The sequence below is a fragment of the Kitasatospora sp. NPDC023120 genome, from assembly GCF_055560835.1.
In genome coordinates, this window is sequence record NZ_JBVHHY010000006.1 from 183,431 (window position 1) to 209,084 (window position 25,654).

General features: G+C 72.4%; 23 protein-coding genes, 2 tRNA genes and 1 pseudogene. 17 read left to right on the top strand and 9 right to left on the bottom strand.

What is annotated here, in order from left to right:
- Positions 1-11: 11 nt before the first annotated feature.
- The gene (gene clpB, locus ACZ3TI_RS11310; protein ID WP_465725811.1) at positions 12-2,618 is read left to right on the top strand and encodes an ATP-dependent chaperone ClpB; all 2,607 of its coding nucleotides are present in this window, start codon (positions 12-14) and stop codon (positions 2,616-2,618) included.
- Between the two features lie 69 nt (positions 2,619-2,687).
- On the opposite strand, the gene ACZ3TI_RS11315 is transcribed toward clpB, so the two are convergent.
- On the bottom strand, positions 2,688-2,972 hold the full coding sequence (locus tag ACZ3TI_RS11315; protein WP_465725813.1) for a helix-turn-helix domain-containing protein: 285 nt from the start codon (positions 2,970-2,972) through the stop codon (positions 2,688-2,690).
- Between the two features lie 401 nt (positions 2,973-3,373).
- Here ACZ3TI_RS11315 and ACZ3TI_RS11320 point away from each other — a divergent pair, with 401 nt between their 5' ends.
- The 6 genes from ACZ3TI_RS11320 (at position 3,374) to pyrE (ending at position 9,891) form a co-directional block, all read left to right on the top strand.
- Complete coding sequence (locus ACZ3TI_RS11320; protein ID WP_465725815.1) at positions 3,374-3,931, top strand: type III secretion system chaperone family protein; 558 nt, start codon at positions 3,374-3,376, stop codon at positions 3,929-3,931.
- A gap of 154 nt (positions 3,932-4,085) precedes the next feature.
- Positions 4,086-5,246: a pyridoxal phosphate-dependent aminotransferase gene (locus ACZ3TI_RS11325; protein ID WP_465725817.1), complete on the top strand. Its 1,161-nt coding sequence runs from the start codon at positions 4,086-4,088 to the stop codon at positions 5,244-5,246.
- Positions 5,247-5,746: 500 nt separating this feature from the next.
- Positions 5,747-6,277 (top strand): DUF2617 family protein, encoded by a 531-nt coding sequence (locus ACZ3TI_RS11330; protein ID WP_465725819.1) that lies wholly within the window; start codon positions 5,747-5,749, stop codon positions 6,275-6,277.
- Between the two features lie 307 nt (positions 6,278-6,584).
- The gene (locus ACZ3TI_RS11335) at positions 6,585-8,126 is read left to right on the top strand and encodes a spermine/spermidine synthase domain-containing protein (protein WP_465726050.1); all 1,542 of its coding nucleotides are present in this window, start codon (positions 6,585-6,587) and stop codon (positions 8,124-8,126) included.
- Between the two features lie 159 nt (positions 8,127-8,285).
- A complete protein-coding gene (locus ACZ3TI_RS11340; protein ID WP_465725821.1) occupies positions 8,286-9,311 on the top strand; it encodes an SRPBCC family protein in 1,026 nt (341 codons plus the stop codon).
- Between the two features lie 43 nt (positions 9,312-9,354).
- Positions 9,355-9,891 (top strand): orotate phosphoribosyltransferase, encoded by a 537-nt coding sequence (gene pyrE / locus ACZ3TI_RS11345; protein WP_449818963.1) that lies wholly within the window; start codon positions 9,355-9,357, stop codon positions 9,889-9,891.
- A 122-nt stretch (positions 9,892-10,013) separates the two neighbouring features.
- On the opposite strand, the gene ACZ3TI_RS11350 is transcribed toward pyrE, so the two are convergent.
- On the bottom strand, positions 10,014-10,733 hold the full coding sequence (locus tag ACZ3TI_RS11350; protein ID WP_465725823.1) for a DedA family protein: 720 nt from the start codon (positions 10,731-10,733) through the stop codon (positions 10,014-10,016).
- Positions 10,734-11,088: 355 nt separating this feature from the next.
- Here ACZ3TI_RS11350 and fbaA point away from each other — a divergent pair, with 355 nt between their 5' ends.
- On the top strand, positions 11,089-12,111 hold the full coding sequence (gene fbaA, locus ACZ3TI_RS11355) for a class II fructose-bisphosphate aldolase (protein ID WP_465725825.1): 1,023 nt from the start codon (positions 11,089-11,091) through the stop codon (positions 12,109-12,111).
- A 97-nt stretch (positions 12,112-12,208) separates the two neighbouring features.
- Here the strand turns inward: fbaA and ACZ3TI_RS11360 are convergent, their stop codons facing one another.
- Complete coding sequence (locus ACZ3TI_RS11360; protein ID WP_224284780.1) at positions 12,209-12,628, bottom strand: DUF3151 domain-containing protein; 420 nt, start codon at positions 12,626-12,628, stop codon at positions 12,209-12,211.
- Positions 12,629-12,677: 49 nt separating this feature from the next.
- Positions 12,678-13,682, bottom strand: a complete 1,005-nt coding sequence (locus ACZ3TI_RS11365) for a zinc-dependent alcohol dehydrogenase family protein (protein ID WP_465725828.1) — start codon at positions 13,680-13,682, stop codon at positions 12,678-12,680.
- 83 nt (positions 13,683-13,765) lie between these two features.
- On the opposite strand from ACZ3TI_RS11365, the gene ACZ3TI_RS11370 reads away from it, so the two are divergent.
- Together ACZ3TI_RS11370 and ACZ3TI_RS11375 are read left to right on the top strand one after the other, a co-directional pair.
- The gene (locus ACZ3TI_RS11370; protein ID WP_465725830.1) at positions 13,766-14,485 is read left to right on the top strand and encodes a TetR/AcrR family transcriptional regulator; all 720 of its coding nucleotides are present in this window, start codon (positions 13,766-13,768) and stop codon (positions 14,483-14,485) included.
- A 182-nt stretch (positions 14,486-14,667) separates the two neighbouring features.
- Positions 14,668-15,462 carry a DUF3152 domain-containing protein gene (locus ACZ3TI_RS11375; protein WP_465725832.1) on the top strand — a complete coding sequence of 265 codons (795 nt, stop codon included), beginning with the start codon at positions 14,668-14,670 and terminating at the stop codon, positions 15,460-15,462.
- Positions 15,463-15,487: 25 nt separating this feature from the next.
- On the opposite strand, the gene ACZ3TI_RS11380 is transcribed toward ACZ3TI_RS11375, so the two are convergent.
- From ACZ3TI_RS11380 to purS, 4 genes are all read right to left on the bottom strand, one after another.
- A complete protein-coding gene (locus ACZ3TI_RS11380; protein WP_465725834.1) occupies positions 15,488-16,300 on the bottom strand; it encodes a maleylpyruvate isomerase family mycothiol-dependent enzyme in 813 nt (270 codons plus the stop codon).
- A 94-nt stretch (positions 16,301-16,394) separates the two neighbouring features.
- On the bottom strand, positions 16,395-18,650 hold the full coding sequence (gene purL / locus ACZ3TI_RS11385; protein WP_465725836.1) for a phosphoribosylformylglycinamidine synthase subunit PurL: 2,256 nt from the start codon (positions 18,648-18,650) through the stop codon (positions 16,395-16,397).
- On the bottom strand, positions 18,650-19,327 hold the full coding sequence (gene purQ / locus ACZ3TI_RS11390; RefSeq protein WP_393023521.1) for a phosphoribosylformylglycinamidine synthase subunit PurQ: 678 nt from the start codon (positions 19,325-19,327) through the stop codon (positions 18,650-18,652). The genes purL and purQ overlap by 1 nt, the downstream gene beginning before the upstream one ends.
- On the bottom strand, positions 19,324-19,578 hold the full coding sequence (purS, locus tag ACZ3TI_RS11395; RefSeq protein WP_030056586.1) for a phosphoribosylformylglycinamidine synthase subunit PurS: 255 nt from the start codon (positions 19,576-19,578) through the stop codon (positions 19,324-19,326). Before purS ends, purQ begins: the two co-directional genes overlap by 4 nt.
- Positions 19,579-20,046: 468 nt before the next feature.
- On the opposite strand from purS, the gene ACZ3TI_RS11400 reads away from it, so the two are divergent.
- The 7 genes and pseudogenes from ACZ3TI_RS11400 to ACZ3TI_RS11430 all read left to right on the top strand — a co-directional run bounded on the left by ACZ3TI_RS11400 (position 20,047) and on the right by ACZ3TI_RS11430 (position 24,684).
- Positions 20,047-20,364, top strand: coding sequence for a histone-like nucleoid-structuring protein Lsr2 (locus tag ACZ3TI_RS11400; RefSeq protein ID WP_030056585.1), 318 nt, complete (start codon positions 20,047-20,049; stop codon positions 20,362-20,364).
- A gap of 150 nt (positions 20,365-20,514) precedes the next feature.
- Positions 20,515-20,587: transfer RNA gene (locus ACZ3TI_RS11405), tRNA-Gly, on the top strand.
- 39 nt (positions 20,588-20,626) lie between these two features.
- A tRNA-Gly gene (locus ACZ3TI_RS11410) sits at positions 20,627-20,699 on the top strand.
- Positions 20,700-20,874: 175 nt separating this feature from the next.
- The gene (locus tag ACZ3TI_RS11415) at positions 20,875-21,891 is read left to right on the top strand and encodes an ABC transporter ATP-binding protein (RefSeq protein ID WP_465725839.1); all 1,017 of its coding nucleotides are present in this window, start codon (positions 20,875-20,877) and stop codon (positions 21,889-21,891) included.
- Positions 21,888-22,730: an ABC transporter permease gene (locus ACZ3TI_RS11420; protein WP_465725841.1), complete on the top strand. Its 843-nt coding sequence runs from the start codon at positions 21,888-21,890 to the stop codon at positions 22,728-22,730. Before ACZ3TI_RS11415 ends, ACZ3TI_RS11420 begins: the two co-directional genes overlap by 4 nt.
- Positions 22,731-22,817: 87 nt before the next feature.
- Positions 22,818-24,065, top strand: coding sequence for a sensor histidine kinase (locus tag ACZ3TI_RS11425; RefSeq protein ID WP_465725842.1), 1,248 nt, complete (start codon positions 22,818-22,820; stop codon positions 24,063-24,065).
- Positions 24,062-24,684 (top strand): annotated as a pseudogene (locus tag ACZ3TI_RS11430) (response regulator). Before ACZ3TI_RS11425 ends, ACZ3TI_RS11430 begins: the two are co-directional and overlap by 4 nt.
- Positions 24,685-24,729: 45 nt before the next feature.
- Here ACZ3TI_RS11430 and ACZ3TI_RS11435 read toward each other — a convergent pair.
- Positions 24,730-25,629 (bottom strand): phosphoribosylaminoimidazolesuccinocarboxamide synthase, encoded by a 900-nt coding sequence (locus tag ACZ3TI_RS11435; RefSeq protein ID WP_465725844.1) that lies wholly within the window; start codon positions 25,627-25,629, stop codon positions 24,730-24,732.
- Positions 25,630-25,654 lie beyond the last annotated feature (25 nt).

A 25,654-nucleotide genomic window follows, 5' to 3' on the forward strand; every position in this document is an offset into this window, starting at 1 on the left:
ATCCCCCAGCAGTGGACGCCAGCAAGTTCACCACCAAGACGCAGGACGCCCTGTCCGCCGCGATCCGGCAGGCGGGCGCGGCCGGAAACCCGGACGTCAAGCCGGTGCACATCCTGATCGCCCTGCTGGAGCAGCCCGAGGGCATCGCCCGGCCCCTGCTGGAGGCGGTCGGGGCGGACGTCGCCCGGGTCGACGCCGAGGCGCGCCGCCAGGCGGCCGCGCTGCCCAGCGCGATGGGCTCGACGGTCGCCGCGCCGCAGCTCGCCCGGGACACCCTGGCGGTGCTCACCGAGGCCGGCAAGCGCGCGGACGACCTGGACGACCAGTACGTCTCCACCGAGCACCTGATGGTCGGCCTGGCCGCCGAGGGCGGCACGGTCGCCGAGCTGCTGGTGCACCAGGGCGCGGCGCCGAAGGCGCTGCTCGCAGCGTTCAAGGACGTCCGCGGCAGCGGCCGGGTCACCTCGCCGGATCCGGAGGGCACCTACAAGGCGCTGGAGAAGTACGGCACCGACCTCACCCAGGCCGCCCGGGACGGCAAGCTCGACCCGGTGATCGGCCGGGACCACGAGATCCGCCGGGTGGTCCAGGTGCTCTCCCGCCGGACCAAGAACAACCCGGTGCTGATCGGCGAGCCGGGCGTCGGCAAGACCGCCGTGGTCGAGGGCCTGGCCCAGCGCATCGTGGCCGGCGACGTGCCGGAGTCGCTGCGCGGCAAGCGGCTGGTCGCGCTGGACCTCGGCGCGATGGTCGCCGGCGCCAAGTACCGCGGCGAGTTCGAGGAGCGGCTGAAGGCCGTCCTGAACGACATCAAGTCCTCCGACGGCCGGGTCGTCACCTTCATCGACGAGCTGCACACCGTGGTCGGCGCGGGCGCCGGCGGCGACTCCGCGATGGACGCGGGCAACATGCTCAAGCCGATGCTGGCCCGCGGCGAGCTGCGGATGGTCGGCGCCACCACGCTGGACGAGTACCGCGAGCGGATCGAGAAGGACCCGGCCCTGGAGCGCCGCTTCCAGCAGGTGCTGGTCGGCGAGCCCAGCGTGGAGGACTCGATCGCCATCCTGCGCGGCCTCAAGGGCCGGTACGAGGCGCACCACAAGGTGCAGATCTCGGATGCCGCCCTGGTCGCCGCCGCCACCCTGTCCAACCGCTACATCACCTCCCGCTTCCTGCCCGACAAGGCGATCGACCTGGTCGACGAGGCGGCCTCCCGGCTGCGGATGGAGATCGATTCCTCCCCGGTCGAGATCGACGAACTCCAGCGCGCCGTGGACCGGTTGCGGATGGAGGAGCTGGCCCTGGAGAAGGAGTCGGACCCGGCATCGGTCGACCGGCTGGCCCGACTGCGCCGCGATCTCGCTGACAAGAACGAGCAGTTGAGCGTTCTGACGGCACGCTGGGAGCAGGAGAAGAAGAGCCTCAACCGGGTCGGCGAGCTCAAGGAGCGGCTGGACGACCTGCACGGCGCGCTCGAACGCGCCCAGCGCGACGGGGACTTCGAGCGGGCGTCCAAGCTGATGTACGCCGAGATCCCGGCCGCCGAGAAGGAGCTCTCCGACGCCCAGGAGCGCGCCGCCGACGAGGACGCCTCGGCCTCGATGGTCAAGGAGGAGGTCGGCCCGGACGACGTGGCCGACGTGGTCGCCTCCTGGACGGGCATCCCGGCCGGCCGTCTACTGGAGGGCGAGAGCGCCAAACTCCTGCGCATGGAGGAGGAGTTGGGCAAGCGCCTGATCGGCCAGGCGGAGGCGGTGCAGGCCGTCTCGGACGCGGTGCGCCGCACCCGCTCCGGCATCGCCGACCCGGACCGACCGACCGGCTCCTTCCTCTTCCTCGGCCCGACCGGTGTCGGCAAGACCGAACTCGCCAAGGCCCTGGCCGACTTCCTGTTCGACGACGAGCGGGCCATGGTCCGGATCGACATGAGCGAGTACGGCGAGAAGCACTCGGTCTCCCGCCTGGTCGGCGCCCCGCCCGGGTACGTCGGCTACGAGGAGGGCGGCCAGCTCACCGAGGCGGTCCGCCGCCGCCCGTACAGCGTCGTCCTGCTGGACGAGGTGGAGAAGGCCCACCCGGAGGTCTTCGACGTCCTGCTCCAGGTGCTGGACGACGGACGGCTCACCGACGGCCAGGGCCGCACGGTGGACTTCCGCAACGCCATCCTGATCCTCACCTCCAACCTGGGCAGCCAGTTCCTGGTGGACCCGGCCACCCCGGAGACGGAGAAGCGGGAGCTGGTGCTGAGCGCCGTCCGGGCCGCGTTCAAGCCGGAGTTCCTCAACCGGCTGGACGACATCGTGGTCTTCGACGCGCTGGGCACCGGCGAGCTCAGCCGGATCGTCGACCTGCAGGTGGCCCGGCTCGGCGAGCGGCTGAACGAGCGGCGGCTCACCCTGGAGGTCTCCGAGGTCGCACGCGACTGGCTGGCGCTCACCGGCTACGACCCGGCGTACGGCGCCCGCCCGCTGCGCCGGCTGGTGCAGTCCGCGATCGGCGACCAGCTGGCCCGGGCGATCCTGTCCGGCGCGGTGCACGACGGGGACACCGTCCTGGTCGAGCTGGACGAGAAGGGCGACCGCCTCACCGTCCGCGGCCGGGGGCCGCTGGAGAAGTAGGCGGAGCCGCACGCGGGGGCACCCCTTCCCCCATGAAGGGGCGCCCCCGCCGCGGTCGGTCGGCAGCGGTCAGTCGGCCGCGCCCCGCCGCTGCCGCCGCCTCACCCGGTCCCGCCGGCTGCGCGCCAGCCGGTGCAGCTCGGCCACCTGCGCCTCCGGCAGGTTCCAGGTCTGGGTCAGCAGCCGCAGCGTCGACACCCGCGGGCAGGACACCCCCCGTTCCAGGTCGCGGATCGACCGCACACTCAACCCCGATGCGTCACCCAGCTGCTCCTGCGTCATCCCCTGATCCAGCCGGATGGTCCGCAGCAGCGCTCCGAGCGATGCACCCTCCTCCGTCACCGTTCCGTCCATGCCTGTTCCCCCCTCAACTCAGAACAGCTCAACTTGCCCGTGCGGGACGGGCTTTGCGTGAAGTGAGTTCCGTCGCACGCTAACCGCATCCGGCCCGCACGGCAGGCGAACCCGCGCGCCGGGCGCGTGACGTGGCTCACTCGGCGCCCGCTCGATCCGGCCCGGCGCGGCTCGCACCCCTCCCCGGTCACTCTCCGTGACCAGAGTCCGCCCCGCGGGCCCGCGCGCACAGGGGTTCGAGGACGGCTCCCGACCCCGCCGGGCCCCCGGAACAGCGCCGGAACGAAGATCGGCCCGCCCCGGGTGCCCCTGTGAGCGAGGCCCCGGATGAGGCAGGATGGGAGGTGGAAAGGGCGGCCTCTCATTGCCGGCCACCACGTGCACTGAGGAAGAGGACCCCCATGAGCATCGACCCGTCGTCCATCCCGTCCTTCGGCGTGCCGCAGGGCGGTCAGCCCGGCGGCCAGGGCGGGCAGCCGGCCGGCCCGCCGCCGATCATCGTTCCGGACCAGAACCTGGTCGCCCAGCTGCTCGACCAGATGCAGCTCAAGCACGTCGTGGACGAGGAGGGCGACCTCACCGCCCCCTGGGAGGGCTTCCGCGTCTACTACATGTTCCGCGGTGACCAGAAGGAGCTCTTCGCGGTCCGTGCCTTCTACGACCGCGCGTACCCGCTCGAGAAGAAGGGCGAGATCCTCGACCTGATCGACGAGTGGAACCGCGAGACCCTCTGGCCCAAGGTCTACACCCACACCCACGAGGACGGCGTGGTCCGCCTGATCGGCGAGGCCCAGATGATCGTCGGCACCGGCGTCAACCTGGACTACTTCGTGACCACGACCGCCAACTGGACCCAGGCCGCGGTCGGCTTCGAGCAGTGGATCGTCGAGCGCCTGGGCCTGCAGGACGAGATCGAAGGCCAGGACGGCGAGACCCCCGAGGGCACCGACGAGGCCTGATCCCGCCCCGGCACCCCGCCCGGCACCGCCCGGCACGCCCCGGCGACCTCCAGGACGGCCCGCCACCGCGTTCGCGCCGGTGGCGGGCCGTCCTTGTCCCGGGCCCCCGGCTCCCCCCAGGATGGGCGCGACGACCACGCGTGAGGAGCCTCCGATGGGTACCAGGCCGCTGTTGAACCGCCGACTGGCGGACATGGGAACGACGATCTTCGCCGAGATGTCCGCCCTGGCCACGGCCACCGGATCGATCAACCTCGGCCAGGGTTTCCCGGACACCGACGGGCCCGAGGAGGTCCGCGAAGCGGCCGTACGGGCCCTGCGAGAGGGCCGGGGCAACCAGTACCCGCCCGGCCCCGGCATCCCCGAGCTGCGCACCGCGATCGCCGAGCACCAGCAGCGCTTCCACGGCCTGAGCTACGACCCGGACACCGAGGTGCTAGTCACCGCCGGCGCCACCGAGGCCATCGCCGCCACCCTGCTCGCGCTGCTGGAGCCCGGCGACGAGGTCATCGCCTTCGAGCCCTTCTACGACTCCTACGCCGCCTGCATCGCCATGGCCGGCGCCACCCGCGTCCCGCTCACCCTGCGGACCCCGGACTTCCGCCCTGACCTGGACGAACTGCGCACCCTGATCACCCCGCGCACCCGGCTGCTGCTGATCAACACCCCGCACAACCCCACCGGCACCGTCCTCACCGCCGAGGAGCTCGCCGTGATCGCCGAACTCGCCCTCGAGCACGACCTGCTGGTGGTCACCGACGAGGTCTACGAGCACCTGGTCTTCGGCGCCACCCACCACCCCCTCGCCGCCCTGCCCGGCATGCGCGAGCGCACCGTCACCATCTCCTCCGCGGGCAAGACCTTCTCCTTCACCGGCTGGAAGGTCGGCTGGGTCACCGCGAGCCCGGCCCTGGTCACCGCCGTGCGCACCGCCAAGCAGTACCTGACCTACGTCAGCGCCGGCCCGTTCCAGTACGCCGTCGCCGAGGCGCTGCGGCTGCCCGACGCGTACTTCGACACCCTCCGCGCCGACCTGCTGCGCAAGCGCGACCTGCTGGTCGACGGCCTGGCGGCGGCCGGTTTCCGGGTCTTCACCCCCGCGGGCACGTACTTCGTCACCACCGACATCACCCCGCTCGGTGAGAAGGACGGCATCGAGTTCTGCCGCGCCCTGCCCGAGCGCTGCGGGGTCGTCGCCATCCCCAACGCGGTGTTCTACGACGACGCGGACGCCGGCCGTAGCCTGGTCCGGTTCACTTTCTGCAAAAAGGACGAGGTCCTCCGGGAGGCCGTGGCCCGCCTGCAGCGCCTCTGAGGGTCCGCGCGCCCCCTCTCACGCCCTTCGAACAGGGACGTCCACACCCCGACACCTGTTCTGATGCACCATCAATTCGCTTGATCAGCTTGCCTGTTTGCCGCTGTCGAGGCACATTCGACGGCAGATTCGGCATCCTCCGCCGCCCTCCCCGCCCCGTGCTGGGAGGGTGGCGGCGCGCGATGCACGCTGACGGCGCACAACCGGCGCGCACGGCGCGCGACCCGGTGGTAGGGGCGCGCGCTGTGCAGAGTCGCACACTGGGTCGATCAGAGCCGGGAAGCAGGTGTGCTCGAAACGGTGAATGCTTGACAAAGATGGGTAAATCACCGGCGGACCCGGCGTATTCGTGCTTCTCTGCTGCTGAATCTCCAGCCGGAATCCTTCCTTCCACGGTCGGCCGCGCCCAGGGCCGCACAGCCACGAACAGCCTCGCCATCGCCTAGGCCTACTCGCTGCTGCTCGGCGGGCGCGCACGGAGCTGAAACGCGGAGCCGAGCATGCTCACCACACTGCAGACCTCCTACACGGACACCCGCGCCGGTGACCTCGCCTGGTGCCTCGGCGGCGACCCGCTGCCCGCTCTCGCGGTCCGCGACCTGAGACTCGACGGAGGCGGCCGCCCGGGCACGACCGGCACCCTCCAGCTGCGGCTGCTGGGCGCCTCGCACCAGGTGGTGATCGAAGCCGGTCCCGGCCGGTGCCTGGAGACCGTCGCCTGCCTGCCCGGCCGCCGCACCCCGCTGCCGGCCCGGGTGGCCAAGCAGGTCGGCGGCTGGGAGTACGAGTTCGCCGCCCGGATCGAGGCGCTGCCGCCGCACGACTTCGCGGCCCGCGCCCAGGAGCTGCTGGCCCTGGTCGAGGGCCACCCGCGGGGCCTCGCCGGGGTCTTCCCCGGCGACCCGAGCGCCTTCACCGCACTGGTCACCCAGGGCGGCACGGACCGCCTGCTCTGGCGGACCTGGCACGCCTACCCGCAGGAGGGGCAGCTGGTGTGCACCCGCTCCTCGCTCGTGGTGTCGGGGCCGTGACCGCCGAAAGCCAGGACGGAACCCCCGATCCGGACATACGCTGCAAAGCGCAAACCTACGAATCGCACGCAGGAACGGTTCGTCAATCCGACGTCGCACACTGTCCGTCGGATGGGCGCAGCTATCCGTCCTGCACGTCCCCTAGCGTTTGTTCGTGATCAACCATCCGGCCAGTCCGCCCGCAGGCCCGCGAGTGGATCTCGGCGACGGCACCCCACCCCGGCCCGGACACGGCCTCGCCCCACTGCCCGCCCGCCGTCGATCCCGGCTGCGCTCCCACCCCCGGCTCGCCCGCCTGACCGTCCTGATGGCCGCGTTCGTCTGCGCGGCCTGCGGACTGGTCTACGAACTCGAACTCGTCGCGCTCGGCGACTACCTGCTCGGGGACACGGTCACCCAGACCTCGGTCGTGCTGTCCGTCATGGTGTTCGCGATGGGCCTCGGCTCACTGCTCGCCAAGCGGCTCACCCGCCGGCCCGCCACCGCCTTCGCCCTGGTCGAGTGCGCGCTCGCCCTCACCGGCGGACTCTCCGTCCTCGCCCTCTACTGCTGCTGGGCCTGGCTCGGCCGCTACCAGGCCGCGATGGTCGCCCTCACCTGCCTCATCGGCACCCTGATCGGCGCCGAGATCCCCCTGCTGATGACCCTCATCCAGCGGATCCGCCGCGAGGACGCCGGACGCGCCGCGGCCGACCTGTTCGCCGCCGACTACGTGGGCGCGCTGATCGGCGGCCTCGCCTTCCCCTTCCTGATCCTGCCCACGCTCGGCCCCGGCGCCGGCGCGCTCCTCACCGGTGCCGTCAACGCCGTCGCCGGCGCCGCCGTGGTGCTCTGGCTCTTCCAGGAGGAACCCACCCCGCGGTTACGACGGCTGCTCTGGGGCGGCTGCCTGCTCGTCCTCGGCGCCCTCGCGGCCGCCGCGGCCGGCTCCGACGCCGTCGAACGCGCCGCCCGGCACGCCCTCTACGGCGACCAGGTCCGCTACGCCGCCCGCAGCCGCCACCAGGAGATCGTGCTCACCGGCCCCGCCGAAGGCCCGCTCCGGCTCTACCTGGACGGGCGGCTCGCGGTCTGCGGGCCCGACGAGTACCGGGCCGGTGAAGGACTCGTCCACCCCGCCATGGCCGCCGGCCCGGACGCCCGGGTGCTGCTGCTCGGCGGCGGCGACGGGCTCGCCCTGCGGGAGGTGCTGCGGCACCGCGGTGTGCGCTCCGTCCGGCTCGTCGACGCCGACCCCGCCCTCCCCCGGCTCGCCCGCACCGACCCCGCCCTCGCCGCCCTCGGCGAGCACTCGCTGGACGACCCCCGGGTCCGCACGACCGCCGCCGACCCGATCGCCTGGCTGCGCGACGCGGGCACAGGTGCGGGCGGAGCCTCCGACGGTGTTTCCGGCGGTGCCTCCGACGGTGTTTCCGGCGGGGACGGACCGTACGACGTGGTGCTCGCCGACCTGCCCGCACCGGCCGACGGCGGACCGGTCAAGTTCCACTCCCAGGAGTTCTACAGCCTCGCCGCCCGGCTGCTCTCCCCCGGCGGCCGGATCGCCGTCCGGGCCGGGAGCGACCAGGACGGCCTCTGGCAGATCGACTCCGGCCTGCGGACAGCCGGACTACAGACCACCCCGTACGCCGTCCCGGGCAGCCCCACCGCCTCCTGCCGCCCCGAACAGCCGGACAGCGCCCAGAACTACCTCCTCGCCGCCGCCACCCGCCCCCCGCTCACCCTCGCCCCCGACGCCCCGCCACCCCGTGCCCTCACCCCGGACACCCTCCGCACCTCCACCGCCCGCCTCACCTCCACCCGCCCCGCCCGCCCCCCGGCCGCCCTCACCCTCCTCGGCCCCCGCTGAGGAGGAACCGCGGCAAGCGGCCGGGGCGAGCCGGGCGGGGCTGTCGGCCCCGGTGGGGGGCGGGTCCGACGGTGCGGCCGGGGTGGGGTGGGTGGGATGGGGAAAGTCGGGTGGTGGTGGGTAGGGACCGGGCGGGGTCGGGTCGGTAGGCTCCGTGGCATGGAGCATGAGGTTGTCGTCCCGATGCCCGCCGAGTTGGTGCGGCAGGCCTTGCAGGATCCCGCGCTGCTGGCGCGGAGCGTGCCGGGGCTGAGCACCGAGCCGGCTGCGGTCGGGGCCGGGCCGGCCGAGGAGATCGGTGGGCGGCTGAAGCTGCGGATCGGCGGCTCCACGATCACGTACAAGGGCGTGCTGTCGCTGATCGAGGGCCGGGAGGGCGTGCTCACCGTGCTCGCCGAGGGCCAGGAAGCCCGGGGCAGCGGGGAGGCGACCGCCACCGTCCGGGTCAGCGTCGTGGACGGTGCCCAGGACGGCACCGCCGTCATCCGCTTCACCGGCGACCTGAGCGCCACCGGCCGGCTCACCGAGTTCGACGAGGAGTCCCTCGACGCCACCGGCCGCCGCCTGCTCGACAGGTTCGCCGCCGCCCTGGTCACTCCGGAGGGCGAGCAGGAGCAGGACGAGGATTCCGAGGAGACTGACGCGGGCGAGGGCCAGGCCGCCGGGGTGGTCTACATCGAGGACCGCCAGGACCAGCCCGGCGACGACCTCGAGGACGACCTCTCCGACCTGATCGCCTTCTCCGACGCCGACGCCGAGCGCTTCGGCCTCCCCACCGGCTCCGCCGAGGACGAGGACGAGGACGAGAACGAGGAGGGCGAGGAGGACGAGGACGCGGACGACGTCGAGGCCGGCTCCGCCGGGCAGGACGGCGTCGCCGAGGAGATCCCCGTCGAGCCGCTCTTCGCGTACGAGGAGGAGCCGGCGCTGACCGGCCCGGTGCGCCGCAGCATCGTCGGCCGGTCGGCCGAGGAGGTGGACCACGCCCCGCCGCGCGGCCCGTACGCCCCGGCGCTGCCGGCCCGCAGCGCGCGGGCCCGGGCGGCGTCCCGCTGGGGTGGCGAGGTGGGCGGGATCGTGGTGCCGGGCACCGGCGGCCGCAGCGCGGTGCCGTGGGTGATCGGCGGCTCGGTGGCGCTGCTGGGCGGTGCCGTGGTGCTGGTCAGGGCGCTGCGTCGGCGCTAGCCGGGAGCGCCGCCCACGGCGCCAGGCCCTAGACTGAACGCTCATGAGCAACGACCGCGACGCCCTGCTGGCACAGATCAAGGACAAGGCCGTCGTGCACGGCAAGGTCACCCTCTCCTCCGGCAAGGAGGCCGACTACTACGTCGACCTGCGCCGGATCACGCTGGACGGCGAGGCCGCCCCGCTGGTCGGCCGGGTGATGCTGGACGCGACCTCGCACCTGGAGTACGACGCCGTCGGCGGTCTGACCCTGGGCGCCGACCCGGTGGCGACCTCGATGCTGCACGCGGCCGCCGCGCGCGGGCAGAAGCTGGACGCCTTCGTGGTCCGCAAGACCGGCAAGGCGCACGGCCTGCAGCGCCGGATCGAGGGCCCGGAGGTGAAGGGCCGCCGAGTGCTGGCGGTCGAGGACACCTCCACCACCGGCGGCTCGGTGCTGACCGCCGTCGAGGCGCTGCGCGAGGCGGGTGCCGAGGTGGTCGGCGTCGCGGTGATCGTGGAGCGCGGTGGCGCGGGCGCCGTCGAGGAGCAGGGCCTGGAGTACGTGACCGCGTACACCCTGGACGACCTGGGCCTCTGATCCCGCGCAGTCCCCACGAACCACAGAGGGCCGGGTCCGTTTCACGTGAAACACGTGGAACGGACCCGGCCCTCGGCCGTACGTGCCCGGCGCCGTGCGTCCGGCGTCCGTGCGTCCGGCGCTCAGCCGCGCCGGTGCCGACCGCCGCCGGCCTGCGCCGAGTTGTCGTCGACGTGCTCGGACCCGCCGGCCTTCTTCTTCTTCCGCTCGCGCAGGACCTCGATCAGGATCGGCGAGATCGACAGCAGCACGATCAGCAGCACCGCCGGGATCAGGTACTTGTCGATCACCGGGGCGAGCGCGTCCCCGAAGAAGTAGCCGATCAGCAGCATGGACTCGGTCCAGAGCACACCGCCGATGACGTTCCACAGGAAGAACGTCTTGGCGGGCATCTCCAGGGTGCCCGCGACCGGGTTCAGGAAGGTGCGGATGATCGGCATGAAGCGCGCCAGCACCACGGCCTTGCCCGCGCCGAACTTGTTGAAGTACTCCTCCGCCTTCACCACGTACTCGCGGCGGAAGATCTTCGAATCGGGCTTGTCGAACATCTTCGGCCCGACCTTGGCACCGATCAGGTGCCCCAGCTGGGCGCCGGCGATCGCCGCGATCGGGCAGCCGATGAGCAGCACCGCGATCGGCAGCTTGCTGCCTTCGCCGAGCACCGACGAGGCGGCGTTCGAGGCGGCGACGCCCGCGAGGATCAGCAGCGAGTCGCCCGGGAAGAAGAAGCCGACCAGCAGGCCGGTCTCCGCGAAGATGATCGCGATCAGCCCGATGGCGCCGAGGGACGAGATCAGGGATTTGGCGTCGAGCAGGTTGACGGCCAGCTGGTTGTAGTCCACGGGCGCAGGATAGCGGGCGTGCCTTTCCGACGAGCGGGCGTACCGGGCCCGGGGGCTCCCGAGCGGGCCCGGTCGGAGGGCGTGCCCCACCCGTCCCACCGGCCCCACGGTGCGGCGTTTCGACTGGCGGGCTCCTGCTGACCTGCGGGCACGAGTCTGGGAAGATGGCCGAGGCGTCCGGTCCGCGGCGGCCCACCACCCTCATGGCCGTACCGCGGAGGTCGCCTCGAACCTTGGTGCCGGAGAGCCACACCGCAACGCCGCGCGTCGGCGGGCCGGCACGGAGTCGTCACGAAGGCGTACACAGCGTCGGACAGCACCGTCCGTACGCCGCAACCCGACAGGAGCGGATCGCATGCCCATCGCAACTCCCGAGGTCTACAACGAGATGCTCGACCGGGCCAAGGCGGGCAAGTTCGCCTACCCGGCCATCAACGTCACCTCGTCGCAGACCCTGCACGCCGCGCTGCGCGGTTTCGCCGAGGCCGAGAGCGACGGCATCATCCAGATCTCGACCGGTGGCGCGGAGTTCCTGGGCGGCCAGCACAACAAGGACATGGTGACCGGCGCGGTCGCGCTCGCCGAGTTCGCCCACATCGTGGCCGCCAAGTACGACGTCACCGTCGCGCTGCACACCGACCACTGCCCGAAGGACAAGCTGGACGGCTACGTCCGCCCGCTGCTGGCGATCTCCGCCGAGCGCGTGGCCAAGGGCCTGAACCCGCTGTTCCAGTCGCACATGTGGGACGGCTCCGCCGAGACCCTGGCCGACAACCTGGAGATCGCCCAGGAGCTGCTGGCCCAGGCCGCCGCCGCCAAGATCATCCTCGAGGTCGAGATCACCCCGACCGGTGGCGAGGAGGACGGTGTCACGCACGAGATCAACGACGAGCTGTACACCACGGTCAACGACGCCGTGCGCACCGCCGAGGCGCTGGGCCTGGGCGAGAAGGGCCGCTACCTGCTGGCCGCCTCGTTCGGCAACGTGCACGGCGTGTACAAGCCGGGCAACGTCGTGCTGAAGCCGGAGCTGCTGCGCGAGCTGCAGGACGCGATCGGCAAGCAGTACGGCAAGACCGACCCGTTCGACTTCGTCTTCCACGGCGGCTCGGGTTCCACCGCCGAGGAGATCGCCACCGCGCTGGAGAACGGCGTCGTGAAGATGAACCTGGACACCGACACCCAGTACGCCTTCACCCGCCCGGTCGCCGGCCACATGTTCGCCAACTACGACGGCGTGCTGAAGGTCGACGGCGAGGTCGGCAAGAAGAACACCTACGACCCCCGCACCTGGGGCAAGCTGGCCGAGGCCGGCATGGCCGCCCGCGTGGTCGAGGCCGCCGAGCAGCTGCGCTCGGCCGGCAAGCGCCTGAAGTGAGCCCGGTGACCGCGTGACGCGAGCGCGGTAGCCACGTGAGACACGGGTGCCCCCGGCGGTCCTCCGCCGGGGGCACCCGCGCATCGGGGTCGTCTTCCTACTGCTTGAGCTCCGCGTACGCCTCCGCGCTGCTGTCCTTCAGGAACTGCCAGCAGCGGGCCTCCTCCTCGGTCTCCTTGATCGCGCCTGCCGCCCGCGCGAGCGCCGCCAGGCAGCGCAGGAAGCCGCGGTTGCCGCGGTGCTCCCACGGCACCGGGCCGTGGCCCTTCCAGCCGTTGCGCCGCAGCGCGTCCAGGCCCCGGTGGTAGCCGGTGCGGGCGTAGGCGTACGACTCGACGTACCGGCCGGCCGCGTAGGCGTCGTCGGCGAGCATGGCCCAGGCGAGGCAGAAGGCCGGGAACTCGGCCGCCACCTGGGTCGGTGAGGCCGACTCCTCCGCCAGCATCCGGTAGGGCCGCTCCTCCTCGGGCAGGAGGGTCGGTTCGGGACCGTCGAGAAGATTCCTGTGAATCGCCATGCCCTGAAGTCTGCCACCCGAGACGCCAGGGTCAACCGCCGCACCGTGGTCAGTGCGCTCCGTGCCGGACGGTCACCACGATCTTGCCGACCTGTCCGTTGGCCTCCATGTGCCGGTGCGCGTCGACGATCTCCTCCAGATCGAAGGTGCGGTCGATCAGCGGCCTCAGGGTGCCGTTGCGCAGTCCGGCGTGGACAAAGGCCCGGCCGCGGCTCAGCGCCTCCGGGTCGCCGACGAGCCCGGACACCGCGTAGCCCCAGACGTTGAGCGGCCAGTTCCTCGGCAGCGGCGCGGGCCGGGGGTCGAGCCAGCCGTAGACGACCAGGGTTCCGCCCGGGGCGACCAGCGTGGCGAGGTCGGACAGGCCCGGACCGGCCACGGAGTCGAGGACGATCCGCGCGCCCGCGTCACCGGTCACCGCCCGGACCTTCGCCGCCGCGTCGGCGCCGCCGTCCGCGACCACCACGTGCGCCGCGCCGGCCGCCCGCAGCTGGGCCTCCTTGGCCGCCGTGCGGGTCACCGCGACGGGGACGCCGCCGAGGGCGGCGACGATCTGGATCGCGGCCACGCCGACGCTGCTGGACGCGGCGGTGACGACCACCAGGTCGCCGGGCGCGACCCTGCCGGCCTCGACCAGTGCGCCGTAGGCGGTCAGGTAGGACAGCCAGACGGCCGCGCCGGTGACCGCGTCCATGTCCGCGGGCCGGGGCAGCAGCGTCGTCGCGGGCACCACCGCGTGGTCGCCGTACACGCCGGAGCCGGACATCCCGGTGCCGACGGCCAGCACGCTGACCGCGTCCCCGGGCGCGACGCCGGTCACTCCGGGCCCGACCGCGAGCACTTCGCCGGCCGCCTCGCCGCCGAGCCGGGAGCCCGGGAGGGTCGCGTCGTACCAGTAGCCGCCGGAGCGGAAGAGCGCTTCCGCGCGGTTCAGCCCGATCGCGTCGATCCGGACCAGCGCCTCCCCCGGTCCCGGGTCCGCCAGCGTGACCTTCTCCAGGCGCAGGACCTCGGGCCCGCCGATCTCGTCGAACAGTACCGCCGTGCTCTCCATGGCCGTCACCCCTCCCTAGGCGGCGCACGATTTCCGTGCACCGTTCTGTTTTCGCGCACCGAACTCTAATTCAGCTCTGTACGATGTCAAGCGTGGAAGATCGGAAACCCGGCCGACGCGCCCGACTGCGGGCGCAGACCACCGCGGAGATCAAGCGGATCGCCCTGGAGCACATGGCCGAGCAGGGCGCGGACGCGATCTCGCTGCGCGCCATCGCCCGCGAGATGGACATGAGCGGCAGCGCGATCTACAGCTACTTCGACACCCGCGACGACCTGATCTCCACACTGATCGGCGACGTCTACACCTCCCTGGTGGACGCCGCGGAGGCCGCCCGGGACGCCGTGCCCGCCGACGACCCCGGCGGCCGGATCACCGCCTGGGGCGAGGCGCTCCGCACCTGGTCGCTGGCCAACCCGCAGGGCTTCCGGCTGATCTACGGCGATCCGGTGTCCGGCTACCGGCCGCCCGCCGCCGGTCCGGCCCCGGAGGCCGCCAAGCGCGCCTGCCTCGGACTCGTCGGTCTGATCGCGGCGGCCTGGCCGACCGCCCGGGCGCTCCAGGACGACCCTTCGGTGCAGTGGAGCGATTTCTCCGACGACTTCGTCGCCAAGGTCCGCGAGCGCGATCCGGAGCTTCCGCCCGCCGCCGTCGCCCTGGCACTGCGGACCTGGGGGCGGATGCACGGCCTGGTCGCGCTGGAGATGCACGGGCACCTGGGCCCGCAGGCCCTCCACCCGGACCGGCTGTACCGGCGCGAGCTGCTGGACCTGGTCCGCTCCCTGGGACTGCCCGACAGCTGAGGCCCGCGGCGGCCGGGCGCACAGGACCTCCGCGATCTGCATACCGGGTACATGGACATTCACCCGTTCGCCATGTCAGGGTGACGATCATGTCCGCAGTCCGACCAGCCGGCAGGCGAACCGCCCCGCACGGAACCCGGGGCCGAAGACGCCGCCGGCCACGTCGAAGAATCAGCCCTGCCATGCTCACGGCAATAGTGGCGGCCGCCCTGGTGCTGGGCGCCACGGCGTTCGTGCTGAACCACTCCTCCGGCACGCCGGATGCCGCCCCCACCGCCCAGGCCCGGGTCGTCCCGCCCGCCGAGGAGACCACCCCGGCGACCCCGACGCCGACGCCGACACCGGCCCCGGTCGTCACCCCGACGCCCACGCCGCCCCCTCCGCCGCCCACCCCCACCGGGCCGGACCCCGGCCCCACCAAGGGCGCGGGCACCTTCAGCATCGCCCCGGCCACCGCCAAGGCGGTCGGACGAGGCACCGTCCGCCGCTACCGGGTCGAGGTCGAGGACGGCATCGGCATCGACGCCGCGACCGCCGCCGCCCAGGTCCACGGCATCCTCGGCGACCCGCGCGGCTGGACCAACGACCACAAGAACGGCTTCCAGCTGGTCGCGACCGGCTCCTACGACTTCACCGTGAAGATCGCCTCACCCGCCACCGTGGACAAGATCTGCGGCGCCTCCGGCCTGGACACCCACGGCGAGGTCAACTGCAACGTCGGCGACCAGGTGCTCGTCAACTCCAAGCGCTGGAACACCGGTTCACCGCAGTTCAGCGGACCGATCGACGAGTACCGGGCGCTGATCGTCAACCACGAGGTCGGCCACCGGATCGGCCACGGGCACGAGAGCTGCCCCGCCCCGGGCAGGCCCGCGCCGGCGATGATGCAGCAGATCTACGGGCTCAAGGGCTGCGTGCCCAACGCCTGGCCGTACTCCGCCGACGGCACCTACCTGAGCGGCCCGTCGGTGCCGTGATCCCCGCGGTGCCTCCGGGGCCGCACTACCCGAGCACCGGCAGGTGGTCCCGCAGGTCACTGCGCTCCCCGGAGGCCGACACCGCGGCCGACTCCACCGCCGCCGCCCAGTCGGTCCGCCCGGTGGCCAGCCGGATCCAGGTCAGCGGGTCGGTCTCGACCACGTTGGGAGGGGTGCCGCGGGTGTGCTTGGGGCCCTCGACGGCCTGCACGACGGCGTACGGCGGGATCCGCAGCTCCACCGCGCCGCCGGGGGCGCGGTCCGCGAAGGCGTCGGCCAGCATCCGGGTGACGGCGGCGAGGGCCTGGCGGTCGTGCGGGAAGGCGTCCAGGCCGAGCGCGTCGGCCAGGTCGTCGGCGTGCACCACGGCCTCGACCAGCCTGGTCACCAGGTAGTCCGTCAGCGGCATGGACCGACCGGCCAGCAGGGCGACCCCCCGCTCCGGCTCCGCCGCCGACCGGTCGAGCACGGCCCGTACGGCGTCGAGCGAGCGGTCGAACGCGGCGGCGACCTCCTCGGGCGGGCCCGCGAACCCGGTCGCCGCGTGCTCGGTCACCGCGGTGTCGACGGCCTCGGCCATCGTCCTGCTCAGCTCCGCGTAGCCGGCCAGCGTGAGCGCCGGCCCGTCCGGCACCGGGGCGTCCAGCCCGGCCGGCAGCCGGCTCAGCGCCAGGCTCAGGTGGGCCACCAACTCCCGTACCCGCCAGGAGCCGAGCCGGGTCGGCCGGTCCAGGTCCGAGGCGGTCAGCCGGTGCACGGCGGCACGCAGCGCCTCGTTCTGCGCCGCCAGTGCGGCGCTCACCTTCTGCGGCTGGTACGTCCGGGACTTGGGAGGCATGAGCCCCAACATACGCCGAGGGGCGGACGGTTCACCACGAACCGTCCGCCCCTCGGTCACTCGCCCACTCGCCTCCGAACCGGAGCGGCGGGCATCAGGCCAGCAGGGCCTCGATGACGCCGGTGTGGGCGTCCTTCAGCTCGGCCAGCGAAACGCTGAACTGGCCCTGGACGTCCAGGTCCTGGCCGTCCACGACACCGATCCGGGTGGCCGGCAGGCCACGCGCGGTGCACATGTCGTTGAACCGGAGCTCCTCGCTGCGCGGCACCGCCACGACGGCGCGGCCGGCCGACTCCGAGAACAGCAGGACGAACGGGTCCGTGCCCTCGGGCACGACGATCCGCGCGCCGTGGCCGCCCTTGAGGCAGCTCTCCACGAGCGCCTGGCCGAGGCCGCCGTCGGACAGGTCGTGCGCGGCGTCGATCATGCCGTCGCGCGAGGCGGAGATCAGGATCTCGCCCAGCAGCCGCTCGCGCTCCAGGTCCACCTTGGGCGGCAGGCCGCCGAGGTGGTCGTGGACCGCCTGCGACCAGGCCGAGCCGCCGAGCTCGTCCGCCGTGTCGCCGAGCAGGTAGAGCAGCTGCCCCTCCTCGGCGAAGGCGACCGGGGTGCGCCGGGTGACGTCGTCGATGACGCCGAGCACCGCGACCACCGGGGTCGGGTGGATGGCGACCTCGCCGGTCTGGTTGTACAGCGAGACGTTGCCGCCGGTGACCGGGGTGCCGAGCACCAGGCAGGCGTCGGCCAGGCCGCGGGTGGCCTCGGCGAACTGCCACATGACGTCCGGGTCCTCGGGGGAGCCGAAGTTGAGGCAGTCGGAGACGGCGAGCGGCTTGGCACCGCCGGCCGCGACGTTGCGGTACGCCTCGGCCAGGGCGAGCTGGGCACCGGTGTACGGGTCCAGCTTGGCGAAGCGGCCGTTGCCGTCGGTGGCGACCGAGACGCCGAGGTTGGTCTCCTCGTCGATCCGGATCATGCCCGAGTCCTCGCCAACCGAGAGCACGGTGTTGCCGAGCACGTAGCGGTCGTACTGGTCGGTGATCCAGGACTTGGAGGCCTGGTTCGGGTGGCTCGCGACCTTCAGCAGGTCGGCCTTGAGGCCCTCGCCGGTGGTCGGGCGGGCCAGCCGCTCGGCGGTCGGGGCGTCGGCCTGCAGCGCGTCCTGCCAGCTCGGGCGGGCGTACGGACGCTGGTAGGTCGGGCCCTCGTGGGCGACGGTGCGCGGCGGGACGTCCACCACGAGCTCGCCGTGCCAGTAGATCTCCAGGCGCTCGCCGTCGGTCACCTCACCGATGACGTTGGCGATGACGTCCCACTTCTCGCAGATCTCCATGAAGCGGTCGACCTTGTCGGGCTCCACGATCGCGCACATGCGCTCCTGCGACTCGCTCATGAGGATCTCCTCCGGCGAGAGCGTGTGGTCGCGCAGGTGCACGGTGTCGAGCTCGATCCGCATGCCGCCGGAGCCGGCCGAGGCCAGCTCGCTGGTCGCGCAGGACAGACCGGCGCCGCCGAGGTCCTGGATGCCCTTGACGAGCTTCTCGCGGAACAGCTCCAGGGTGCACTCGATGAGGAGCTTCTCCTGGAACGGGTCGCCGACCTGGACCGCCGGGCGCTTGGCCGGCTTGGTGTCGTCGAAGGTCTCGGAGGCCAGCACCGAGACGCCGCCGATGCCGTCGCCGCCGGTGCGGGCGCCGTACAGGATGACCCGGTTGCCGGCGCCGGAGGCCTGCGCGAGGTGGATGTCCTCGTGCTTCATGACGCCCACGCACAGCGCGTTGACCAGCGGGTTGCCCTGGTAGCAGGAGTCGAAGACGACCTCGCCGCCGATGTTCGGCAGGCCCAGGCAGTTGCCGTAGCCGCCGATGCCCGCGACGATCCCGGGCAGCACGCGCCGGGTGTCCGGGTGGTCGGCCGCGCCGAAGCGCAGCGGGTCCATCACGGCGACCGGGCGGGCGCCCATCGCGAGGATGTCGCGCACGATGCCGCCGATGCCGGTGGCCGCGCCCTGGTAGGGCTCGATGTACGACGGGTGGTTGTGCGACTCGACCTTGAAGGTGACCGCGTAGCCCTGGCCGACGTCGACGACGCCGGCGTTCTCGCCGATGCCGACGAGCATCGCGTCCGAATCCGGCTTCTTCTCGCCGAACTGCTTCAGGTGGACCTTGCTGCTCTTGTACGAACAGTGCTCCGACCACATGACCGAGTACATGGCGAGCTCGGCGCCGGTCGGGCGGCGGCCGAGGATCTCCCGGATGCGCGCGTACTCGTCCTCCTTGAGGCCGAGTTCGGCCCAGGGCTGGGCGGCGTCCGGGGTCTGCTCGGCGTTCTTGACGGTGTCGAGGCTCATCAGGCGTTCACCAGCTGCTTCAGGACGGAAGTGAAGAAGCCCAGGCCCTCGGTGGTCGGACCGGTGAGCGGCTCCACGGCGTGCTCCGGGTGCGGCATCAGGCCGACGACATTGCCGGCGGCGTTGGTGATGCCGGCGATGTCGCGGTACGAACCGTTCGGGTTGACGTCCAGGTACCGGGCGACCACCCGGCCCTCCGCCTCCAGTTCGTCCAGGACGTGCTCGTCGGCGACGAAGCGGCCCTCGCCGTTCTTCAGCGGGACGACGATTTCCTGGCCCGCCGAGTAATCGCGGGTCCAGGCGGTGCCCGCGTTCTCGATGCGCAGCTTCTGGTCGCGGCAGATGAAGTGCAGCGAGTCGTTGCGGGTGAGCGCTCCGGGCAGCAGGTGGGATTCGCAGAGCACCTGGAAGCCGTTGCAGATACCGAGGACCGGCATTCCGAGCTTCGCCTGCTCGATGATGGTCTCCATCACCGGGGAGAAGCGGGAGATCGCGCCGCAGCGCAGATAGTCGCCGTAACTGAATCCGCCCGGCAGGACGACGGCGTCGACCTGGTGGAGATCCTTGTCACGGTGCCAGAGGGCGACCGGCTCGGCGCCGGCGAGGCGGACCGCCCGCTGCGCGTCGCGGTCGTCGAGGGAGCCGGGGAAAGTGACGACGCCGACGCGGGTGGTCACTTCGCCTCCTCCTCGACCCGGACGGTGAAGTCCTCGATCACGGTGTTGGCGAGAAAGGTCTCGGCGGCTTCGCGGATACGGGCGAGCGCCGCGTCGTCGACCGGGCCCTCCACATCCAGCTCGAAACGCTTGCCCTGGCGGACGTCGGCGATCCCGGTGAATCCGAGACGGGGCAGTGCACGCTGCACCGCCTGTCCCTGGGGGTCGAGGATCTCCGGCTTGAGCATGACGTCGACTACGACGCGTGCCACTGGCACTCCCGGTGGTGTCTTCGGTGAGGCGGGGGAACTCCAGACTACCGGTGGTTTCGGGCAGGATTGCTGGCCGGGGATAGCAACGCGCGTAGACCAGGGCCCCTTACGCCACAAGGGATCCGAGCGCCTCACCCCCCGTCAGCGCCGACCGGTTTCCGTGGATTCGGCCTCCGGAACGGGCGGCCCCGGAGAACACCCGAATACGGCACTTGGGGACAGATCCGGCAGTCCCGCACATCGGTATCCGGCAGCCCCGCCAAGACACGTGAATATCCGGAAAAGAATGCCGGACTCTTCGATTTCGACCCCCTTCGGGTGCAGAATAGGGCCACCTGTCGCGGCAAGTGCTGCGTATCAGGCGGGCCATCCGGCCTGCCCGTATGCGCTTGCGCGAGTTGGTGCACATCAGGCCCCGGGCGTACCCCCGCGGACCGGTGGCCGAATTGCCCGAGAGGATTGACACCCATGGCTCAGCGTGTAGTTGTCACGCTCTCCGACGACCTGGACGGCGGCGCCGCCGCGGAAACCGTCCACTTCGGCGTCGACGGGAAGTCGTACGAGATCGACCTGTCCGTGGACAACGCGGAAAAGCTGCGGGAGGCCCTCGCCCCGTTCGTCGCCGCCGGCCGCCGCCAGAGCCGCACCGGAAAGTCCTTCCGCCGTACCGCCCTCACCCCGGACCCGGCCGCCGTCCGCGCCTGGGCCCTGTCCCGCGGGATGGAACTGCCGGCCCGCGGCCGCATCCCCAAGCACGTGTACGAGGCGTTCGCCGAGGCGAACTGACCCTCGACCCCTCGGGAGCGCCCGCTCCCCGGTCGCCCTGCCCCCCGGATCGAAAGGGTGGGGCGACCACCCCGAACGATGCTGTAGAGTATTCCTCGTCGCCGCAACGGAGAGATCCGAAGAGGCGGCGGGTGCCCCACCAGGCACCATGCGGACGTGGCTCAGTTGGTAGAGCATCACCTTGCCAAGGTGAGGGTCGCGAGTTCGAATCTCGTCGTCCGCTCGCAGTGCGCGAGCACAGCACAACTCAATAGTTTGACCTGCGGACGTGGCTCAGTTGGTAGAGCATCACCTTGCCAAGGTGAGGGTCGCGAGTTCGAATCTCGTCGTCCGCTCCGAACGAAGGGCCCCCTCGATCGAGGGGGCCCTTCGGCATTCCCGCCCGGCCCCTCCCAATTCGGCCGGAGCCCTGCGGCCATGACATTTGTCATCGCCGACCCGTGGATCCCCACCGCGAGGTCATGACGGCGCGCACTGCCCGCGCGGCCGGGGTGGCGGAAGGCTTGGGGCATGGAAACGAGCCGGACCTCCCGCCCCAGCGACACCGTGATCGAAGTCACCGACCTGCAGCGCCACTACGGCAGCGGTGCCACCGGCTACCACGCCGTCCGGGGCGTCGACCTGACCGTCGGCCGCGGTGAGCTGTTCGCCCTGCTCGGCACCAACGGGGCCGGCAAGACCTCCACCATGGAGCTCATCGAGGGCCTGGCCGCCCCCAGCGGCGGCAGCGTCCGGGTGCTCGGCCACGACCCGCACCAGGAGCGCGCCGCCGTCCGCCCGCGGATCGGCATCATGCTCCAGGAGGGCGGCTTCGCCGGCGAGCTCACCGCCGCCGAGACCGGCCGCACCTGGGCCGGGATGACCAGCGGCTCCCGCCCGGTCGAGGAGGCGCTGGAGCTGGTCGGGCTCGCCCACCGCCGCGACGTCCGGGTCAAGCAGCTGTCCGGCGGCGAACGGCGCCGGCTCGACCTCGCGATGGCCCTTCTCGGCCGCCCCGAGGTGCTGTTCCTGGACGAGCCCAGCACCGGCCTCGACCCCGAGGCGCGCGCCGCCGTCTGGCGGCTGGTCCGCGAACTGCGTGCCCAGGGCACCACCGTGCTGCTCACCACGCACTACCTGGAGGAGGCCGAGGAGCTGGCCGACCGGCTGGCGATCATGCACGGCGGGCAGGTCGTCACCACCGGCACCGTCGCCGAGGTGATCGCCGGACGGCCGTCCCGGATCACCTTCGAGCTGCCCGAGTTCACCGGGGCCTCGCTCCCGCTGCTGGCCGGGGCGGAGGTCACCGCCGACGGCCGCAAGGTCACCGTGCAGACCACCGACCTCCAGCAGACCCTCTACGACCTGCTCGGCTGGGCCCACCGGCACGGCATCGCGCTCGGTGCCCTGGACGCCCGCAGCGCCTCGCTGGAGGAGGCCTTCCTCGCCATCGCCTCCGAGGCCGCCCACCAGGCCCCGCCGGCGGAGACCCCCGCCGCTCCCACCGCCCGCCCCGCCCGCCGCCGCCTGATCGGATCCGCCCGATGACCACCACCGCCGCCCCCGCCGCCCCCGGCACCACCACCGGCCCGCAGAGCACCACCGCCCGCCGGCTGCTCGCCCTGGGCCGCGCCGAGGCCACCCTGCTGCTGCGCAACCGCACGGCGCTGTTCACCGCGCTGGTGCTGCCGCTGCTCCTGGTCTTCTCCCTGCGGGGCGTCCTCGCCCAGCAGGCCGAGTCCAACCCCGGCCTGGACGTCGACTCGCTGCTGATCTACGGCGCGGTGGGGATGATCCTGGCCTTCGTCGTCTACTACAACCTCACCGCCGCATACGTCGCCCGGCGCGGCGAGCTGGTCCTCAAGCGGCTGCGCACCGGCGAGGCCCGGGACATCGAGATCATGCTCGGCACCGCCGTCCCCTCGCTCGCGCTCGGGCTGCTGATGGCCGCCGTGATCGGGGTCGGCGGCAGCGTCGGCCTGCACCTGGCGGTGCCGGTCAACCCGCTGCTGATGCTGGTCGGCCTGGTGCTGGTGCTGGCCACCATGATCGCCCTGGCCGCGCTGTCCAGCGCCTTCACCAAGACCGTGGAGAGCGCCGGCATCACCACCCTGCCGGTCATGCTGATCATGCAGTTCGGCTCCGGTCTGTTCATCCCGCTGGAGGTGATGCCCGCGCGGCTGGCCGACGCCTTTCGGCTGCTGCCCACCACCCCGGCGTTCCAGCTGGTCCGGGTCGGCTGGTTCGGCACCGACGGCTCCGCCGCCGCGACCGGCTTCGCCGGCTCCTGGGGCACCGCCGCCCCGCACCTGGTCACCGGCGCGGTCTGGCTGGGCCTGGCGGTCTGGGGCGCGGTGCGGTACTTCCGCTGGGAGCCCCGCCGCTGACGCTCCGATGGATCCGAAGGAGTTGCCCCGCTGTCCACCTCTGATATGAAGGCTGCGACACGACCATGATCGAACGGGGGCAATTCGATGGTTCGGGGGCCGATCCGCCGCTGGAAGGGCTACGGAAAGCCGCAGCGCGCCGAACTGTACTTCCGCTGGTCGCTCTACCTGATGGCGTTCTTCACACTGCCGATCAGCCTGCTGGCCAGTGCCGCCTCCGCGAGCCAACCGGGTTCGGAGACCGTCCTCCGGGTCGCCCTGGTGCTCACCCTGGCCTCGGTCCTGGTGACCCTCCGGGCGTACCGCACCTCGCTCGACCACTACCTGAAGCGGCCCACCGATCACCGGCGCTGGCTGATCGTCAACGCGGTGCTCACGGTGAGCGGATCCTGGGCCCTCCTGATGCTCGGCCCGTCCTCCGGAGGAGCCGCGAACCCCCACGGTCCGCCGTTCACCGCGGTGATCGCCGCCGCCCTGGCAGGGGCCGCGGTCGGCCCTCTGAGCGTCGGCCTGCCGCTGTCGTGGGTCTGGGCGGCCGGGCCCGGCCTGCTGCTCCTGACCACCCCCGCGCTGCTGCTGGCGGGAGTCGATCCCGCCACCACGGCGGGATGGCTGGTGGGCGCGATCATCGGCACGGTCGTCCTGAGCGCCAGCTGCCGCAGCTTCGCCTGGCTGACCGCCATCGTCTGGGAGCTGGACGGCGCCCGCGAGACGCAGTCCCGGCTGGCCGTCGCCGAGGAGCGGCTGCGCTTCTCCCGCGACCTGCACGACGTGATGGGCCGCAACCTCACCACCATCGCGCTGAAGAGCGAACTCGCCGTCCAGCTCGCCCGCCGCGGGCGTCCGGAGGCCGCCGAGCAGATGGCCGAGGTGCAGAAGATCGCCCAGGAGTCGCAGCGCGAGGTCCGCGACGTCATCCGCGGTTACCGCACCGCCGACCTGCACGCCGAGGCGATCGGCGCCCGCGCGGTGCTCCGCTCCGCCGACGTCGCCTGCGAGATCGACCTCGGCGAGCAGGCCGACGAACTGCCGCCGCACGTCCAGTCGGTGTTCGGCTGGGTGATCCGCGAGGCCACCACCAACGTGCTCCGGCACAGCGAGGCCGGCCGCTGTCTGATCCGGCTGAGCCGGGAGGACGGCCGCGCGGTGCTGGAGCTGGAGAATGACGGAATTCCCGCGGTGCCGATCCCCTCCCAGGGCGGCGGCACCGGGCTGAACGGGCTGCGCGAGCGGCTCGCCGCCCACGACGGCGAGCTGACCGTCACGCCCGCCCAGGGGGGCGTCTTCCGGCTCCTCGCCACCGTCCCGCTGCACCCCGGAGAGGCCCCGCGATGACCGACCCCACCGCACCCGTCCGCGTCCTGCTCGCCGACGACGAGCACCTGATCCGGGGCGCGCTGGCCGCGCTGCTCTCGCTGGAGGACGACCTCGACGTGGTCGCGCAGGCCGGCTCCGGGCCGGAGGCGCTGGCGATGGCGCAGGCGCACCGGCCGGACGTCGCGGTGCTGGACCTGCAGATGCCGGGAAAGGACGGCATCGAGGTGGCCGCCGAGCTGCGCCGGCTGCTTCCGGACTGCCGCTGCATGATCGTCACCGGCCACGGCCGCCCGGCTACCTGAAGCGGGCGCTGGAGGTCGGGGTGCGCGGCTTCCTGCCGAAGACCGTCTCGGCGGCGGATCTGGCGGGCATCATCCGCACCGTCCGCTCCGGCGGCCGGTACGTGGACCCGGAGCTGGCGGCGGACGCGATCAGCGCGGGCGAGACCCCGCTGACCCCGCGCGAGACGGACGTCCTGGAGCTCGCCGCCGACGGCACCTCGATCGCCGAGATCGCCGCGCGGGCCTCGCTCTCCCCGGGCACCGTCCGCAACTACCTGTCCTCGGCGGCCACCAAACTGGGCGCGGAGAACCGGCACGCGGCGGTGCGGACGGCCCGCGAGCACGGCTGGATCTAGGACGTGACCGGCACGCCCTGAGCCGCACCCGCGGGCGTCACCAGGTCACTGCCAGGCGGTGCCGGTCAGCCGCTCGTAGACCTCGATGTACTTCGCCCTGGTCTGCTCGACGATCTCGGTCGGCAGCGCGGGCGGCGGCTGCTCGCTGTGGCGGTCCCAGCCGGAGGCCGGAGAGGTCAGCCAGTCGCGGATCAGCTGCTTGTCGAAGGACGACTGCGAGCGGCCCGGCTGGTACTCGTCGGCCGGCCAGTAGCGGGAGGAGTCCGGGGTGAGCACCTCGTCGCCGATCAGCAGCTCGCCGTCCAGCAGGCCGAACTCGAACTTGGTGTCCGCCAGGATGATGCCGCGCTCGCGGGCGATGTCCCGGGCTCGGGCGTAGACGTCCAGGGTGGTGCGGCGCAGCTGGGAGGCCAGCTCGGCACCGATCCGGCGGGCGGTCTCCTCGTACGGGACGTTCTCGTCGTGCTCACCGACCTCGGCCTTGAGCGCCGGGGTGTAGATCGGGGCGGGCAGCTCGGAGCTGTTCTCCAGGCCCTCCGGCAGGGCGATGCCGCAGACCGTGCGGCTCTCCTCGTACTCGCTCAGGCCGGAGCCCGCCAGGTAGCCGCGGGCGACCGCCTCGACCGGGATCATCTCCAGGCTGCGGCAGACCAGCGTCCGGCCCTTCCAGTCGGCGGGGGCGCCGGCCGGGACCTCGGTGGAGATCACGTGGTTGGGGACGATGTCGGCGATCCGCTCGAACCACCACAGCGACAGCTGGGTGAGGATGCGGCCCTTGTCGGGGATCTCGTTCGGCAGCACCCAGTCGTGGGCGGACGTCCGGTCGCTGGCGACCATGACCAGCTCACCGGACTCGGTGCGGTAGAGGTCGCGCACCTTGCCGGTGTGCAGGTGGACCAGGCCGGGTACCTGGACCGGCTCGGGCTTGGTGACAAATCCGCTCAAGGTGTTCAGTCCTCAGGGGTCGTTC